Below are 16,149 nucleotides of genomic sequence, written 5' to 3'. Positions count from 1 at the left end.
AGATCGGCGCTTCGCGCCTAAGAGCGCGGCTATGCCGCTTGAAGAGGGAAGGGGAAACAATTGGCTTCCCTCTTCCCTCCCGCGCCCCTGCGGGCGGATATGTTAAGCTGACGATCCATTTTTCAAGCAGCGATGCCCTCCCCATGGACGACGTCACGGCGATCCTCGATCAGTTGAACCCGGCCCAGCGCGAGGCGGTGAGCGCGCCCCAGGGCAACATGCTGGTGCTGGCCGGGGCCGGCTCCGGCAAGACCCGGGTACTGGTGCATCGCATCGCCTGGCTGATGCAGGCTGAGGGCTTGTCTCCCTATGCCGTGCTGGCCGTGACCTTCACCAACAAGGCGGCGCGCGAGATGCGTACGCGCCTCGAGGCGCTGCTCGGGCTGTCGCTGCGCAACGTCTGGGTCGGTACCTTTCACTCCATCGCTCATCGCCTGCTGCGCACCCACTGGCAGGATGCGCGGCTGCCGCAGCACTTCCAGATCATCGATACCGACGACCAGCTGCGCCTGATCAAGCGCCTGCTCAAGGATCACCAGATCGACGACGAGCGCTACCCGCCGCGTCAGGTGCAGTACTTCATCTCCGGCTGCAAGGAGGAGGGGCTGCGCCCGCATCAGGTCGACGTGCACGGCGATGCCTACATGGCCCAGATGGTCGAGCTCTACGAGCGCTATCAGCTCACCTGCGAACGCGGCGGCCTGGTCGACTTCGGCGAGCTGCTGCTCAGAAGCCTCGAGCTGCTGCGCGATACGCCGGCGCTGCTGGCGCATTACCAGGAGCGCTTCGCCCATGTGCTGGTCGACGAGTTCCAGGACACCAACACCCTGCAGTACGCCTGGCTCAAGCTGCTCACCGGCATGAAGACACCGATGACCGTGGTGGGCGACGACGACCAGTCGATCTACGGCTGGCGCGGGGCACGGATCGAGAACATCCGCCGCTTCGAGCAGGAGTTTCCGGCCACCCATACCGTGCGCCTGGAGCAGAACTACCGCTCCACCAGCGCCATCCTCGATGCCGCCAACGCCCTGATCAGCCACAACGCCGAGCGTATGGGCAAGGAGCTGTGGACGGCCGGCGCCCGCGGCGAGCCGATTTCGGTGTATGCCGGCTTCAACGACCTGGACGAGGCGCGCTTCATCGTCGACACCATCAAGGAGAAGGTCGACGAGGGCTACCGACGCCGCGACGTGGCCATCCTCTACCGCTCCAACGCCCAGTCGCGGGTGCTCGAGGAGACCCTGATCCGTCAGGGCATGCCCTATCGCATCTACGGCGGCCAGCGCTTCTACGAGCGCCTCGAGATCAAGAACGCCCTGGCCTACCTGCGCCTGCTGCTGAACCGTGACGACGACGCCTCTCTCGAGCGCATCATCAACGTGCCGCCGCGGGGCATCGGCACCCGTACCGTGGAGCAGGTGCGCGAACGCGCCCGCCTGGCCGGCGTGTCGCTGTGGCAGGCACTGCACGACGGTCTCATGGACGGCGCGCTGAAGGGGCGCGCGGGCGCGTCGCTGCAGGCGTTTGCCGACCTCATCGAAGGGCTCGACAACGACACCGCCGGCATGTCACTGCACGAGATCATCGATCACGTGAACGAGCGCTCCGGGCTGGTGGAGCATCATCGCAACGAGAAGGGCGAGAAGGGGCAGGCCCGGGTCGAGAACCTCGAGGAACTGATCAATGCCGCCCGCGCCTTCACCCAGGGCGAATCCTTCGACCCGCCCGAGGCCGGCGAGGGTGTCGTGGCGCTGGAGGCCTTTCTCGCCGAGGCGGCGCTCAACGCCGGCGAGCACGAGGCCGACGAGTTCGAGGACAGCGTGCAGCTGATGACGCTGCACTCGGCCAAGGGTCTGGAGTTCCCGGTGGTGTTCATCGCCGGGGTCGAGGAGGGGCTGTTCCCGCACAAGATGTCGCTGGAGGAGCCGGGCCGCCTGGAGGAGGAGCGCCGCCTCTGCTACGTCGGCCTGACCCGCGCCATGCGCAAGCTCTACCTCACCCACTCGGAGATCCGCCGTCTGCACGGCAAGGAGACCTTCCAGCGGCCGTCGCGCTTTTTACGCGAAATCCCCGCCGAGTATCTGGAAGAGGTGCGCCTGCGCGGCCAGATCTCGCGGCCGGTGACGGCCACGCGCCCGGCGGTGGGCCTCTCGCGTCAGACCTCGGTCGATCCCGGCGGCGACCTGCCCAGTCTGAGCCTGGGCCAGCGGGTGCAGCACCCGGTGTTCGGCGAGGGCGTGATCCTCAACGCCGAGGGCGAAGGCGCTCGCGCGCGGGTCCAGGTCAGCTTCGAGGGCGAGGGCGACAAGTGGCTGGTGCTTGGGTTCGCCAAGCTCACCCCCCTGTAGGAATACGCCGCGTATCCCTGGGTACGTTGACGTCTACGTCAAAAGGCGGCCTTGCTGCCCAAATGGGCATTCAGCATACTCACAGGCGGACACATCGCGCTTGATTAGACGCGACTCAGAATAATCACTGGAGTCAGGCTCGCCATGCAACGCCGTAAATTCCTCAAGACCGCCGGCCTGGGTGCCGCCGGTGTCGTCGCCGCCCCCTTCGTTTCCACCGCCAAGGCGCAGGAAACCATCACCTGGGACATGGTCACCTCCTGGCCGACCAACTTCCCGGCCCTGGGTACCGGGGCCAACGATTTCGCCAAGCGTATCGAGCAGCTCTCCAACGGCCGCATGCGGGTTCGCGTCCACGGCGCCGGCGAGCTGGTGCCGCCGCTGGAGGTGTTCGATGCCGTCGCCGCCGGTACCGCTGAGATGGGCCACTCCGCCGCCTACTACTGGCGCGGCAAGGTCGCCGCTTCGCAGTTCTTCACCGCCGTGCCGTTCGGCATGAACACCACCGAGACCAACGCCTGGCTCTACCACGGCGGTGGCCAGGAGCTGTGGGACGAGATCTACGCCAAGCACAATCTCAAGCCGTTCCCGGTGGGCAATACCGGTACCCAGCCCGGCGGCTGGTTCAAGAAGGAGATCAATTCGCTCGACGACCTCCAGGGCATCAAGCTGCGCCTGCCGGGCCTGGCCGGCGAGGCCATGAACCGTATCGGCGTGACCACCGTGAACATGCCGGGCGGTGAGATCTTCACCTCGATGCAGACCGGCGTGCTCGATGCCGCCGACTGGGTCAGCCCCTACAACGACCTGGCCTTCGGCCTGCACCAGGTGGCGGACTACTACTACACCTCGTCCTGGAACGAGCCGTCGGCGGTGCTCGAGGGCACGGTCAACCTGGATGCCTGGAACGAGCTGCCCGACGATCTCAAGGCGGTGGTGACCGAGGCGGCGCGGGCCTCCAACCTGGCGATGTACAGCGAGTTCACCTATCGCAACGCGCAGGCGCTGGATACGCTGGTGGAGGAGCACGGCGTGCAGCTGCGCAGCTTCCCGCAGGACGTCATGGAGGCCCTCTACGAGGCCTCGCGGGCGGTGATCCAGGAGCAGGTGGAAAGCGACCCCGACTCGGCCAAGGTCTACGAGTCCTACCAGGCCTTCCAGAAGCTGGTCCGCCCCTCCAACGATGCCGGCGAATTTGCCTACCTCAAGGCCCGCGACAGCCTCGTCGAGTGAACGCTGTCCGACCGGATCGAGCCACGAGGGCGCCATCAGGCGCCCTCGTCTCGTTCAGATCCCGGCGTCGCTCAGCCGGGCTGATGCACCGCGCGGATGCGCCCCTTGTCGTCGAGCGCCACCATCACGAAGCGGGCCTCGGTGACCTTGTGCAGTTCGCTGGCCTCGCGCTCGTGGGGCTGGCGGATCCACACCTCCACGTCGATCTTGATCGAGCTGTGGCCGATCTCGCGTACGGCGGTGTAGATGTTGACCATCGAGCCGACGCGTACCGGGCACAGGAAATCCATGGTCTCGATGGCCACGGTGGCGGTGCGGCCATGCGCTTCGCGACCCGCCGCCAGCTCGGCGGCCTGGTCCATGTGGCGCACCAGCCAGCCTCCGGGAATGTCGCCGTAGAGGTTGGTATCCTGGCGGTTGGCCAGTAACTTGAGGGTCAGTTGCCCTTGGGGAGCGGGGATATCGTCGAGGTCGGTCATGGAATGTCGTAAGCTCGGCTTGTTGTTGTGGGCGCTGATATTGCATCGCAGCGATTGCAGTGGGCCATCTTATACGCCGTGGCCTGCGCTCACCAGCGCTGCGACAAGCCGCCCCAGTCGATGCATGACTCCGACAATCCTTCGACAGCCATGAGGAGGCCGGCATGATTCCCATCGGCAGGCGGCCTGGCCGCTGCAAGCTACGCCACGGCTGCCTTACCGTTCTGCTGGCGCTGCTGGCCGCGATGGCCCAGGCTGACGAGCCGCCGGTCGGTACCCTGGGCGTCGTGGGTTCCGACACCATGGCCGGACTGATGCTGCGCTGGGGCGAGCAGCTCGGCGAGCGACACCCCGGCATTCGCCTGCAGCTGCAGGCCAGCGGTTCGGCCAGTGCCCCGCCGGCCCTGGCGGCCGGTACCACCCGGCTCGGCCCCATGTCGCGGCCGATGGACGAGGAGGAGCGCCGCGCCTTCGTCCAGCGCCACGGCTATGCCCCGGTGGAAGTCGAGGTGGCCCGCGATGCGCTGGCGATCATCGTCCATCGCCACCATGCGCTGGAATCGCTGCGCCTGACCGAGGTCGATGCCATCTTCTCCCGCACCCGCCGCTGCGGCGGTGAACGCGACATCACCCGTTGGCAGCAGCTGGGCATCGATGACCGGGCCGGGCGTATCGAGCTGCACGGGCGCAACCCGGCATCGGGCAGCCATGGGTTCTTTCGCCAGCATGCCCTGTGTGCTGGCCAGTACCGGCAGCGACTCAATGAGCATCCCGGATCGGCCGCCGTGGCGGCGGCGGTGACGGAGAGTCGCCGGGCGATCGGCTATGTCGGGCTCAACCATCTGACTCCGGGGGTCAAGGCCCTGGCCCTGGAGGATCACGAGGGCACGCGGCGCTTACCCGATGCCGAGCAGGTGCGCCGGGGCGGCTATCCGTTGAGCCGTTCGCTCTACCTCTACGCCAACCTCCCCCCTGGGGAGGCGTTGTCGGGGCCGGAGCGGGCACTGCTGGAACTCATCCTCTCGCCCGAGGGCCAGCAGACGGTCTCCGAGCTGGGGTTCGTGGCGCTCTCGGAGGCGGCGTTGGCGTCCCAGCGTGAGCGGTTGGGACTGGACGCTCCGCCGCCGTGACGCTGTCATCCAACTGTCATCGAGTCGTTATAGGCTGCCGATCATGATAGAACCCCTTCCCGCTTCCCCTTCCTCGCGATCCGGGTGGCGCCGGCAGCGCGATCGGCTGGCCACCGTCCTGATCATGGCCGGAGGGATCGGGGTGATCGTGGCCGTGCTGGCCATTGGCGTGTTCCTGCTGATGGAGGTTCTGCCGGCCCTGCTGGGAGGAAGCCTCGACTCGGCACGAATCCGCCTGACCCTCACGCCGATGGCCTGGGGTACGCTGAAGGCGGCCTTCTGGGCGATGGCCTTCGCCATTCCCCTGGCGCTGGGTGCGGCGATCCACTCGGCGATGTTCATGTCGCAGCGGCTGCGCAGCCGCATGAAGCCCACCCTGGAGATGATGGAAGCGCTTCCCGGTGTGGTCATCGGCTTCGTTGCCGGACTGGTGCTGGCGCCTTGGGTGGAGCGCCACCTGGCGGGCTCGCTGGCGCTGCTGCTGATATTGCCGCTGGGCGTGCTGCTGGCCGCGGCGGTGTGGCGACGCTTGCCTTCGGCGGGGCGTCGCCGGCTGCCGCTGGCCTGGGCCGGCGTGTGGCTGGTGCCGTGGCTGGCCCTGCTGGCAGCGCTCGGCCTGACCCTCTCGCCCGGGGTCGAGGCGCTGCTGTTCGGTGGCGACCTGCGCGTCTGGCTGGATGCCGAGCTGGGGCTCGACTACGCCACGCGCAACGCCATGATCGTGGGGCTGGCGATGGGCTTCGCGGTGATGCCGAGCGTCTATGCGCTGGCCGAGGATGCCCTCTCGGGCGTGCCGGGCCGGCTCGGCGAGGGGGCCCATGCGCTGGGCGCGACGCGCTGGCAGACCCTGTGGCGGGTCGTGCTGCCGGCCGCCGCCCCCGGCATCTTTGCCGCGGTGATGATCGGCGCCGGCCGCGCCGTGGGCGAGACCATGATCGTGCTGATGGCCAGCGGCAACACTGCGCTGATCAGCCTCAGCCCCTTCGAGGGCATGCGCACCATGGCGGCGGGCATCGCCGTCGAGCTGCCCGAAGCCGTTCCCGGCAGCGAGGCCTATCGGCTGCTGCTGCTGGCGGCCCTGCTGCTGTTCGGGTTCACCTTCCTGGTCAACACCCTGGCCGAGGTGGTGAGGAGCCGACTGCGGCGTCGCTACCGCTGGCTCGGGGGTTCGCCGTGAGGAGACGCAGGTGAAGCTCGGCAAGCGTCGCCTGCCGCGCCCGGAAGGGCCCTGGGCCTGGCTCGCCGCCGGTAGCGTGGCACTGTCGCTGCTGATGCTGGGCGGGCTGCTGCTGCTCATCGCCGGCCGCGGGCTGGGCCACTTCTGGCCGGCGACAGTGGTGCAGGTCGAGATGGAGGATGGCCGGCTGCTGGCCGGACGCGCGGTGCGCGAGCTGCCGCTGGAGGAGGGCGCAGGGCGTGAGCGGCTCTATTTCACCGCCAACCGCGACCTCGACGGCCACGCCTGGCACTGGCTGCCGGTGAACGACATCGTCGCGAGCGGGACTCCGCCGGAGCTGATCGTGCTGGAGCGCCGCCGTCACGGCCAGTTCATCGGCCGCCTGGTGGCGGTGGGCACGGTTGAAGCGATACGCGGCGGGACGCCTCAGCAGGCTGCCTGGGCCAGGCTCGAGGCGCGCCTGGCGGCGCTGGATCAGCTGCGCGGCGAGCGCGAGCGGTTGCGCCGCGAGGTGCTCAGGCCGCTGATCCGCCAGCTCGACGCCAACCAGGGTGACAGCGACGCCCGGCGTGCGCTGGCCGAGGCCAACGCCCGGGTGTACGACCTGCAGCAGGCGATGCGTGGCGAGGTGGCGCTGCTCGAGAGCGTCGATGGGCGGCGCCTGGTACAGCCGCTGGATGAGGTGCTGCGTGCCTGGCGGCCCAACGCCATGTCGCTGTCGCAGAAGCTGGCCGCCTGGGCCGGCGGCGTATGGCGTTTCCTGGCCGAGGGGCCGCGTGACGGCAACGCGGCCGGCGGCGTGTGGCCGGCGATCTTTGGTACCGTGCTGATGGTGCTGCTGATGTCGCTGCTGGTGACACCCTTCGGCGTGCTGGCGGCGGTCTATCTCAACGAGGTGGCGCATCAGGGGCGGTGGACCCAACTGGTGCGAATTGCGGTACGCAACCTGGCGGGGGTGCCCTCGATCGTCTACGGCGTGTTCGGCCTGGGAGTGTTCGTCTATGGTATCGGTAGCTCGCTGGACGAGTGGTTCTTCAGCGATGCCCTGCCATCCCCCACCTTCGGCACCGGCGGGCTGTTGTGGGCGTCGCTGACCCTGGCGCTGCTGACGCTGCCGGTGGTGATCGTGGCCACCGAGGAGGGGCTGGCGCGGATCCCCGTCGAGCAGCGCGAGGGCGCGCTGGCGCTGGGGGCCACGCGGCTGGAAACCCTGGCCCGGGTGGTGCTGCCGATGGCGATACCGGCCATGCTCACCGGGGTGATCCTGGCGGTGGCCCGAGCCGCCGGCGAGGTGGCTCCGCTGCTGCTGGTCGGCGTGGCCAAGCTGGCGCCCCAGGTGCCGGTGGACGCCGAGTTCCCGTTCCTCCATCTGGAGCGCAAGTTCATGCACCTGGGCTATCACATCTATGATACCGCCTTTCACAGCAACGACGTGCAGGCTGCCATGCCGCTGGTCTACGCCACGGCGCTGCTGCTGGTGCTGGTGATCCTGGTGCTTAATTTGACTGCCATCTTTCTGCGCCACCATTTTCGCGTGCGCCACGGCGTGCAGCCGCGTTCATGAGGAGAGACACCCAGCGATGACCCTGCCGTCCCGCCCCCTGCCCAGCTCGGGGTCGATCATCGACTTTCCCCCCGAGGCCAGCTGCTTCCGGATCGAGGGCCTGAGCCTGGCCTATGGCGGCAAGGCGGCGCTGCGCGATATCTCGCTGCGGGTCCCCCGGCACCGGGTCACGGCGTTCATCGGCCCGTCGGGCTGCGGCAAGTCGACCCTGCTGCGCGCGCTCAACCGGCTGCACGACCTCAACGAGGAGGTGAGCCACGAGGGCAGGGTCCTGCTCGAAGGCGAGGACATCCACGCCCCAGAGGTGGCGGTGGCTGAGCTGCGTCGCCGCGTCGGCATGGTGTTCCAGGTACCCAACCCCTTTCCCATGTCGATCTACGACAACGTGGCCTTCGGCCTGCGCCTGCAGGGCGGTCTGACGCGCCGACGCATGGACGACATCGTCGAGTGGGCGCTGAATGCCGCGGCGCTGTGGGGCGAGGTCAAGGATCGCCTGCGCGCCTCGGCCTGGTCGCTCTCCGGCGGCCAGCAGCAGCGCCTGGTGATCGCCCGCTCGCTGGCGGTACGCCCCGAGGTGCTGCTGCTCGACGAGCCGGCCTCGGCGCTGGATCCGATCTCGACGCTCAAGATCGAGGAGCTGATTCGCGGCCTGAAGTCGCAGCTGACGCTGATCCTCGTGACCCACAACATGCAGCAGGCGGCGCGGGTCTCCGACTACACCGCTTTCCTGCAGGACGGCGAACTGGTGGAGTACGCCCCCACCGACACCCTGTTCACCAACCCCAGCCTGCGCCGCACCGAGAACTACATCACCGGCCGCATGGCCTGACGAGGCCGGCACGCCAGCCCGAGGAGAGAACCATGGACATCACCAGCGATACCCACAGTCAGCATATCTCGCGCCAGTTCAACCAGGAGCTGGAGGCGCTCAAGACCCACCTGATGACCATGGGCGGACTGGTCGAGCAGCAGGTCCAGGAGGCGATCCAGGCGCTGCTCGACAGCGACAGCCGCCTGGCCGAGAAGGTGCGCGACCGCGACCGCGACGTCAACGCCATGCAGCTCAAGATCGACGACGAGTGCACCAGGGTGCTGGCACGGCGCCAGCCGGCGGCCTCCGACCTGCGCCTGGTGCTGGCGGTGATTCGCGCCACCGCCGACCTGGAGCGGATCGGCGACGAGGCGAGCAAGATCGCGCGCAATGCCCTGACCCTGATCGACGCCGGCAACAACGTGCGCGGGCTGGTCGAGGTGCGCCACATCAGCGAGCACGTGCGGCGCATGCTGCGTGATGCGCTGACCGCCTTCGCCCGCTTCGACACCGAGCTGGCCCTGCAGGTGGTGCACGAGGACGAGTCGGTCGACGACGAGTACGGCAGCGCCATGCGCTCGCTGATGACCTTCATGATGGAGGACAGCCGTGCCATCGGCCCGGTGCTCAACGTGATGTGGATCTTGCGTGCGCTGGAGCGGGTCGGCGATCATGCCGACAACCTCGCCGAGTACGTCATCTACCTGGTCAAGGGGCTCGACATCCGCCACATGGACCCGGCCCAGCTCGACGAGGATGCCCTGACCCGCAAGGAGTGAGGGTCCCCGAGCGAGCTTCCCGAGAGAGGATCCTGATGCTGGACGCCTTCACGGCACTGACCCGCGGGACGCGGCTGGTCTACGGCCGCGGCCTGCGCCGCTACGTCTATGCCCCGATCGCCATCAACCTGATGGTCTATTCGGCCATGCTCTATTACGTGGTCAGCCACTTCGGCGGCTGGCTGGAGGGCTGGATGGCCCTGGTGCCGGCCTGGCTCGGCTGGCTGGAGTGGCTGATCTGGCCGCTGTTCGTGGCCAGCCTGGTACTGATCGTGTTCTTCACCTTCACCCTGGTCACCCACCTGATCGCCGCGCCCTTCTACGGCTTCCTGGCGGCCAAGGTGGAGGTCGAGGCCACCGGCCGTCCACCGCTCGACGACCGCGGCCTGGGGCGCACTGCAGTGGACGCGCTGGGCCGCGAGCTGGTCAAGCTGGGCTATATCCTGCCGCGGGCGCTGGCGCTGTTCGTGCTCAGCTGGGTGCCGGCGCTCAACGTCGCCGCGCCCTTCCTGTGGGCGCTGTTCTCGGCCTGGATGATGGCGATCACCTACCTCGACTACCCCATGGACAACAACAAGGTGAGCTTTTCCGACATGCGTCGCCGGCTCGCCTCGCGCTCCTGGCAGACCCTCACCTTCGGCGGCTGGGTGACGCTGATCACCTGGATCCCGCTGGCCAACCTGTTCCTGCTGCCCGGCGCCGTGGCCGGCGCCGTGCTGATGTGGGACCGCCACTATCGCGGCGAGCGTGACCTCGCCACGACCTGAGTCGTGATGCCCTCGCGCGCTTACCGGTCGGAGACGTGATCGGCTGCGGTTTCGGCCGCCACCAGGCGCACGGCAGGGAAGACGCAGCGGAACAGCGCGCCCTGGCCGGGGCGGGATTCGATCTCGAGATGGGCGTCGTGGCGCAGCAGCACGTGCTTGACGATGGCGAGCCCCAGGCCGGTGCCGCCGCTCTCGCTGCTGCGGCCCTTGTCGACCCGGTAGAAGCGCTCGGTGAGCCGGGGGATGTGCACCGGGTCGATGCCCTCGCCGTCGTCCTCCACCTCGAGGCAGGCGCCCTTGGGGTGCGAGGTCCAGCGCAGCACGACATGGCTGCCCTCGGGGGTGTAGCGCACCGCGTTGGCGGCCAGGTTGGACAGCGCGCTGTGGATCTCGCTGTCGCTGCCGAGCAGGCAGCGCTCCTCCTTCAGCTCCACGCGGATCTGCTGGCGCCCCGCCGACAGCGCCTCGGCATCCTGGCGCACCTCCTCAAGCAGCGCCGGCATGGCCAGTGGCAGGTGATCCTCACCGCCCTGGTCGATCTCCAGGCGTGACAGCAGCAACAGGTCGTTGACCAGGTTCTGCATGCGGGTGGTCTGTTCCTGCATACGGGTCAGCCCCTGGGCCAGGCGCGGCGGCAGGCGGTCGGCGGCGTCGGCATAGGTCTCGAGATAGCCCGCCAGTACGGTCAGCGGTGTTCGCAGCTCGTGGGAGACGTTGGCAACGAAGTCGCGGCGCATCTCCTCCAGGCGATGCAGGCGGGTGATGTCGCGGGCCATCACCAGGCGCTCGTCGTCGCCGTAGAGGGTGATCTGGAACTGCAGCACCTTGCGTTCGTCGACCGGTGAGGTCAACGTCAGCGGCTCGCGGTAGTCGCGGGCTTTGAAGTAGGCGACGAAGCGCGGGTCGCGCACCAGGTTGGTGATGTGCTGGCCGCGATCGTGGGCGGCCTTGAGCCCCAGCATGCGCTCGGCGGCGCTGTTCCACCACTCCAGGTCGCCATGCTGGTCGAGCATGACCACGCTGTCGCGCATCGCCTCGGAAGACTCCTGGATGCGCTTGAGGGTCGCCTGCAGGCGGTGCTGGGTATGGCGCTGGCCCTTCTGGTAACGGTACAGGCGATCGAACAACTCGCCCCACAGGCCGGTCGCCGCGGGGGGCTCGCTGTGCGGGTTGCGGGTCAGCCAGCGGCGCAGGGCGTGCAGTTGGCGCAGGTGATAGACCAGGCGCAGGGCGAGCCCCGCGGCGAGCCCCAGGCCGGGGGCGGAAAACAGCCAACCGACCAGGCTGCCGGCAACGGCGAGCAGGCCGAGGCGCCAGAGTTCATGGCTCCAGGGACGCACGTCAGCCCTTGTTGGAGAAGCGGTAGCCGGTGCCGCGCACGGTCTGGACCAGATGCTGGTGGGCATCGCCCAGCGCCTTGCGCAGGCGGCGGATATGCACGTCCACGGTGCGCTCCTCGACGTAGACGTTGCCGCCCCATACCTGGTCGAGCAACTGGCTACGCGTGTAGGCGCGCTCCTGGTGGGTCATGAAGAATTGCAGCAGGCGGTACTCGGTGGGGCCCATTTCCAGAGCCTTGCCATCGGCGCTGACGCGATGGCTGACCGGGTCGAGCAGCAGGCCGTCCACTTCCACCGGCTCCTCGACACCCTTGGGCGTGGTGCGGCGCAGCACCGCCTTGAGCCGGGCCACCAGCTCGCGCGGAGAGAAGGGCTTGGTGATGTAGTCGTCGGCGCCGGCCTCGAGGCCCTGGATCTTGTTGTCTTCCTCGCTCTTGGCGGTGAGCATGATGATCGGCAGCTCGCGGGTGGCTTCCTCGCGCTTCAGCCGACGCGCCAGTTCGATGCCGCTGGTGCCGGGCATCATCCAGTCGAGCAGCAGCAGGTCGGGCTGGTTATCGACGATCATGCTGTGGGCGCTCTGCGCGTTGGCGGCCTCCAGCACGCGATAGTCGGCCATCTCCAGCGCCACCGCGATCATCTCGCGGATCGGCGCTTCGTCATCGACGATCAGAACGGTCTTGGCGGTCATCCCGAAGCCTCGCGGTCAGTGACGGGTCGGTGACGATCTCACCACGACATCATGACAGTTGGATGACACCGTCGCCAGGCTTCAGGCGCCGGTGATGGGCCACAGGCTCAGGGCGATGCCAGCGAACACCAGCAGCCCCGACCAATGATTGTTGAGGAATGCCTGGAAGCAACGTTCACGCTTGCGCTCCCGTATCAGGAACTGTTGGTGAACGAAGGTGGCGGCCATGCCCGCCAGGCCCAGCCAGAAGAACACGCCAAGTTCCAGGCGCAGCCCGACCCAGCCCAGCAGCACTAGCGTGACCAGTTGCAGCAGACCGATGGCGGCGCGATCGGCGCGACCCAGCAGCACCGCAGTGGACTTGATGCCGATCTTGAGATCGTCGTCGCGGTCGACCATGGCGTACTCGGTATCGTAGGCCACCGTCCAGGCCACGTTGGCGGCGAACAGCAGCCAGGCCTCCAGCGGCACATGACCGAGCACGGCGCCGAAGGCCATCGGGATCGCCCAGGAGAAGGCCGCGCCGAGGAAGGCTTGCGGCAGATGGGTGTAGCGCTTCATGAACGGATAGATGAAGGCCAGCGCCACGCCCACCAGGGAGAGCAGGATGGTGAACAGGTTAGTGAACAGCACTAGCACGAAGGCTGCTGCGACCAGGCTGGCGAACAGGAACTTGGCCTCTTGCTCGCTGATGCGCCCGGTCGCCAATGGTCGATTCTTGGTTCGTTCCACGTGGCCATCGAAGTGGCGGTCGGCGTAATCGTTGATCACGCAACCCGCCGCGCGCATCAGGTAGACCCCGGCAACGAAGATCAGCAGCAGGTGCCGTTCGGGAATCCCCGCCGAGGCCACCCACAGCGCCCATAGCGTCGGCCACATCAGCAGCCAGGTACCGATGGGGCGGTCCAGCCGCATCAGGTGCAGGAAGTCGGGCAGTCGGGCAAGCCCCTTGGGGCGCATCAGAGAGCGATCCATCGGTGTCTCCTCATTCGATGGCGATCATCCTAGCGCGATGGCAAGGCCAATTCATCCGCCATCTGATCCAGGAAGAACTCCTGCACCAGCACGGCGAAGCGGCCGTGGCGGAACACGGAACGTCGCCCCCACGGGCCGGTCAGGCGATGGAAGGGTGCCGGAGCGGCCGTGACCTCAATGGGGCTGCGTACCAGGTCGGGCTGACGGAACAGCCAGCTGCCTAGTGAGCGTTCGCCGAGCCGCTCGAGCCGCTGGCCGCGCATCTGGGCCAGCGGTGCCACCGAGCGGGCCACCACCCAGGGCCTCTCGTCGAGGCACAGCGCCACTTCCCGCAGCCAGGCGAGGCGATCGAGGGGCAGCCCCAAGGCCCGGGCTTCGTCGAGGCGCGGCTTGCCCAGGCGCTGATCGAGCAGGTGCACGCGGAAGGGGCGGCCGTTACCGGCCTCGATCAGTCGTGCTGTGAGCGAATCCTGCGTGGCAACCCAGGCCCACCAGGCCGGGCTCATCGCCGGTCGGCCCGCGGCCAGGGGGCGCCAGGTGGCAGCAAGGCAGGAATTGGCATGGCGCTCCGCGTGGTTCCGGGCCACCGGTACTCTCCGGGTCGAATCAGGGGCGCATAGTGTACCATGCGGCTGTGACACGATTCCCCGTGCTGGCCGCGCCATAAGGTCACGGCCCAGCCATCGGCGAGGAGCTTCATGACCGCACCCCTCACTATCATCGGCTCCGGCATGGCGGGCATCGGCCTGCTCAAGCAGTTGCGCATGCTGGATGCCGAGCGCCCCGTCACCCTGATCACCGCCGACGCCGGCGACGATTACGCCAAGCCGCTGCTCTCCACCGGCTTCGCCAAGCGACTGCCTCCGGAGCGGCTGGCGGCACGCTCGGCGCTGGAAGTGGCCGACCAGTTGGGGGTGGTGGTGAGAACCCGTACCCAGGTGGATGCCATCGACCCGGCCGGGCGCTGCCTGCACATCGGCGAGGAGCGCCTGGCCTACGGTGAACTGGTGCTGGCTACCGGTGCCGCCCCGAGCGTGCCCTTTGCCATTCCCGAGGGACTCGCCGGCCGCGTCTTCACCATCAACGATCTCGACGACTATCGCGCCTTCCATGCTGCCCTGACAGCAATCGGCCGCCGGGCCCGCGTGGCGATCGTCGGCGCCGGCCTGGTGGGCTGCGAATTCGCCAATGACCTGATAGCGGGCGGCCACGCAGTAAGCCTGGTGGCGCCGGAGCATGCGCCCTTGCCGCGGCTGTTGCCGGAGCCACTGGGGCGGGCGCTGGGCGAGGCGTTCGGCGAAGCGGGCATGGTCCTTTACCTGGGGCGTGGCCTGGCGCGGCTGGAGGCGGCCGGCAGCGATGTCGGCGTGACGCTCGATGACGGCGAACGGCTCGAGGCCGATCTGGTATTGGTAGCCACGGGCCTGCGCCCGCGATGTGAACTGGCCCGGTCGGCCGGGCTGGTGGTAGGGGAGGCGGGCATCCAGGTCGACCGTTACCTGGCGACATCGGCGCCCCGCATTCATGCCTTGGGCGACGTGGCCTGCGTGGCCGGGGTCAATGCCATGTACGTCCAGCCACTGCAGGCCAGCGCCAAGGCGCTGGCACGAACGCTCAACGGGACGCCCACCGAGGTGAGCTACGGCGCCTGGCCGGTACTGGTGAAGACGCCGCTGCTGCCGGTGGTAGCGCTACCGCCACTGTCGGTGCCGGCCCGCTGGCGAATCGAGGGCGAAGGTTCCGATCTGGTCGCTTTCGCCGAAGATCAAGACGAACGTTTGATCGGCTTTGCGTTGACAGGAGCCTGCGTGAAGCGGAAAGTTGAGCTGGCGCGAGCGGCGCCGCCGTTGCTAGGCTAGTGACGTCACCGTTCCGGCCGGTTTTATCGGCGCGGTTTCGGAGGTCATTGCTTGACGCTTCAAGAGCAAGGGACGAACCCACTCAAGGGGAACGGGCTCTCCCGGGGAAGTGACAGGCTGCTCGAGCTTGACCATTGATGAATAACAACTTACCGGCATCGTCGCCGGACATAGCCAATACCAGGAGGGCTGTCATATGCGTAAGCCAGAACTTGCTGCGGCAATTGCCGAGCGTGCGGAACTTTCGAAAGACAAGGCCAGCCAAGTGCTCAACGTCATCCTCGACGAGATCACCGGCAGCGTGGCCCAAGGGCAGGATGTGTCACTGATCGGGTTTGGTACCTTCACCGTGCGCGAGCGCGCCGCCCGCACCGGCAAAAATCCCCAGACCGGCCAGCCGTTGGCCATTCCGGCCAGCAAGACCGTTGCCTTCAAGCCAGGCAAGGGACTCAAGGACGCCGTCGGCAAGGGCTGATTCGGAACATCGGATCCTCTCGTGGCGCGGCCTGTCCGTCAGGCCGCGATCCTCTCCACTTCGCTCGAATCGGACTCGACATGAAGCTGCGACTGATGCTGTGGCTGCTGGGTTTGATGCTCAAGCGTGCCCTGCGCCGCAAGCCGGGGTTCCGCCAGGCACTCTCCGAGGCGCGCCGCCTCGATTGGGGCATCGCCACCGAGGATCTTTCCATCGCGCGCCACTTCCGCATGTCGCCCGAGGGCATCGAGGCCGGCGCGGGGCTGCCGGTGGACCTCGACCTGGAACTGCGCTTCGACGATGAAGCCACCGCCGTTCGTGTGCTGCGCAAGCCGACCCAGCAGGCCTTTCTCGACGGCATGATGGCCGGCAAGGTGCGCCTGGTCGGTGATTCGAGTGACCTGAAGAAGCTCCAAAAACTGCTCAAGCAGCTTTGATTACAGCTAGCCGCTTTATTCCAGCGTGCCGTTCTGCTTCTGCGCTCTCTGTACATCCTGACTCTATCCGCTAAGCCTGAT

At 67.7% G+C, this 16,149-nt stretch carries 16 protein-coding genes; 11 read left to right on the top strand and 5 right to left on the bottom strand.

The window, feature by feature from the left end:
• Positions 1–143: 143 nt before the first annotated feature.
• Together uvrD and HNO51_RS20655 are read left to right on the top strand one after the other, a co-directional pair.
• Positions 144–2,351, top strand: a complete 2,208-nt coding sequence (gene uvrD / locus HNO51_RS20660) for a DNA helicase II (RefSeq protein ID WP_197448997.1) — start codon at positions 144–146, stop codon at positions 2,349–2,351.
• 144 nt (positions 2,352–2,495) lie between these two features.
• Complete coding sequence (locus HNO51_RS20655) at positions 2,496–3,584, top strand: TRAP transporter substrate-binding protein (RefSeq protein WP_197448996.1); 1,089 nt, start codon at positions 2,496–2,498, stop codon at positions 3,582–3,584.
• A 71-nt stretch (positions 3,585–3,655) separates the two neighbouring features.
• On the opposite strand, the gene HNO51_RS20650 is transcribed toward HNO51_RS20655, so the two are convergent.
• Complete coding sequence (locus tag HNO51_RS20650) at positions 3,656–4,063, bottom strand: acyl-CoA thioesterase (protein ID WP_209538198.1); 408 nt, start codon at positions 4,061–4,063, stop codon at positions 3,656–3,658.
• A gap of 164 nt (positions 4,064–4,227) precedes the next feature.
• Between HNO51_RS20650 and HNO51_RS20645 the strand changes: the two genes are divergently transcribed.
• The 6 genes from HNO51_RS20645 to cysZ all read left to right on the top strand — a co-directional run bounded on the left by HNO51_RS20645 (position 4,228) and on the right by cysZ (position 10,291).
• Entirely contained in the window at positions 4,228–5,193 is a 966-nt protein-coding gene (locus tag HNO51_RS20645) for a PstS family phosphate ABC transporter substrate-binding protein (protein ID WP_197448994.1), read from the top strand.
• A 43-nt stretch (positions 5,194–5,236) separates the two neighbouring features.
• Positions 5,237–6,370, top strand: coding sequence for an ABC transporter permease subunit (locus HNO51_RS20640; protein WP_209538197.1), 1,134 nt, complete (start codon positions 5,237–5,239; stop codon positions 6,368–6,370).
• 172 nt (positions 6,371–6,542) lie between these two features.
• The gene (gene pstA / locus HNO51_RS20635; RefSeq protein ID WP_422674274.1) at positions 6,543–7,934 is read left to right on the top strand and encodes a phosphate ABC transporter permease PstA; all 1,392 of its coding nucleotides are present in this window, start codon (positions 6,543–6,545) and stop codon (positions 7,932–7,934) included.
• A gap of 16 nt (positions 7,935–7,950) precedes the next feature.
• The gene (gene pstB / locus HNO51_RS20630) at positions 7,951–8,763 is read left to right on the top strand and encodes a phosphate ABC transporter ATP-binding protein PstB (RefSeq protein WP_234283678.1); all 813 of its coding nucleotides are present in this window, start codon (positions 7,951–7,953) and stop codon (positions 8,761–8,763) included.
• A 32-nt stretch (positions 8,764–8,795) separates the two neighbouring features.
• Complete coding sequence (phoU, locus tag HNO51_RS20625; RefSeq protein WP_197448991.1) at positions 8,796–9,524, top strand: phosphate signaling complex protein PhoU; 729 nt, start codon at positions 8,796–8,798, stop codon at positions 9,522–9,524.
• Between the two features lie 35 nt (positions 9,525–9,559).
• Positions 9,560–10,291 (top strand): sulfate transporter CysZ, encoded by a 732-nt coding sequence (gene cysZ / locus HNO51_RS20620; RefSeq protein WP_197448990.1) that lies wholly within the window; start codon positions 9,560–9,562, stop codon positions 10,289–10,291.
• Positions 10,292–10,311: 20 nt separating this feature from the next.
• Here cysZ and phoR read toward each other — a convergent pair whose 3' ends face one another.
• From phoR to HNO51_RS20600, 4 genes are all read right to left on the bottom strand, one after another.
• The gene (gene phoR, locus HNO51_RS20615) at positions 10,312–11,631 is read right to left on the bottom strand and encodes a phosphate regulon sensor histidine kinase PhoR (RefSeq protein ID WP_209538195.1); all 1,320 of its coding nucleotides are present in this window, start codon (positions 11,629–11,631) and stop codon (positions 10,312–10,314) included.
• Position 11,632: 1 nt separating this feature from the next.
• On the bottom strand, positions 11,633–12,322 hold the full coding sequence (gene phoB, locus HNO51_RS20610; protein WP_209538194.1) for a phosphate regulon transcriptional regulator PhoB: 690 nt from the start codon (positions 12,320–12,322) through the stop codon (positions 11,633–11,635).
• An 81-nt stretch (positions 12,323–12,403) separates the two neighbouring features.
• Positions 12,404–13,297 (bottom strand): 4-hydroxybenzoate octaprenyltransferase, encoded by an 894-nt coding sequence (ubiA, locus tag HNO51_RS20605; protein WP_209538193.1) that lies wholly within the window; start codon positions 13,295–13,297, stop codon positions 12,404–12,406.
• Between the two features lie 29 nt (positions 13,298–13,326).
• The gene (locus HNO51_RS20600; RefSeq protein WP_242597165.1) at positions 13,327–13,884 is read right to left on the bottom strand and encodes a chorismate--pyruvate lyase family protein; all 558 of its coding nucleotides are present in this window, start codon (positions 13,882–13,884) and stop codon (positions 13,327–13,329) included.
• Positions 13,885–13,995: 111 nt separating this feature from the next.
• On the opposite strand from HNO51_RS20600, the gene HNO51_RS20595 reads away from it, so the two are divergent.
• The 3 genes from HNO51_RS20595 to HNO51_RS20585 all read left to right on the top strand — a co-directional run bounded on the left by HNO51_RS20595 (position 13,996) and on the right by HNO51_RS20585 (position 16,068).
• Positions 13,996–15,156, top strand: a complete 1,161-nt coding sequence (locus tag HNO51_RS20595; protein ID WP_209538192.1) for an FAD-dependent oxidoreductase — start codon at positions 13,996–13,998, stop codon at positions 15,154–15,156.
• A gap of 157 nt (positions 15,157–15,313) precedes the next feature.
• Positions 15,314–15,631 (top strand): HU family DNA-binding protein, encoded by a 318-nt coding sequence (locus HNO51_RS20590; RefSeq protein ID WP_276571235.1) that lies wholly within the window; start codon positions 15,314–15,316, stop codon positions 15,629–15,631.
• Positions 15,632–15,711: 80 nt separating this feature from the next.
• Positions 15,712–16,068, top strand: coding sequence for a hypothetical protein (locus tag HNO51_RS20585; RefSeq protein ID WP_209538191.1), 357 nt, complete (start codon positions 15,712–15,714; stop codon positions 16,066–16,068).
• The last annotated feature ends 81 nt before the right edge of the window (positions 16,069–16,149 follow it).

Source organism: Billgrantia sulfidoxydans, from assembly GCF_017868775.1.
Lineage (GTDB): Bacteria > Pseudomonadota > Gammaproteobacteria > Pseudomonadales > Halomonadaceae > Halomonas > Halomonas sulfidoxydans.
The sequence above is the reverse complement of the archived record's forward strand: the minus strand, read 5'-3'. Positions and strand labels throughout refer to the sequence as shown.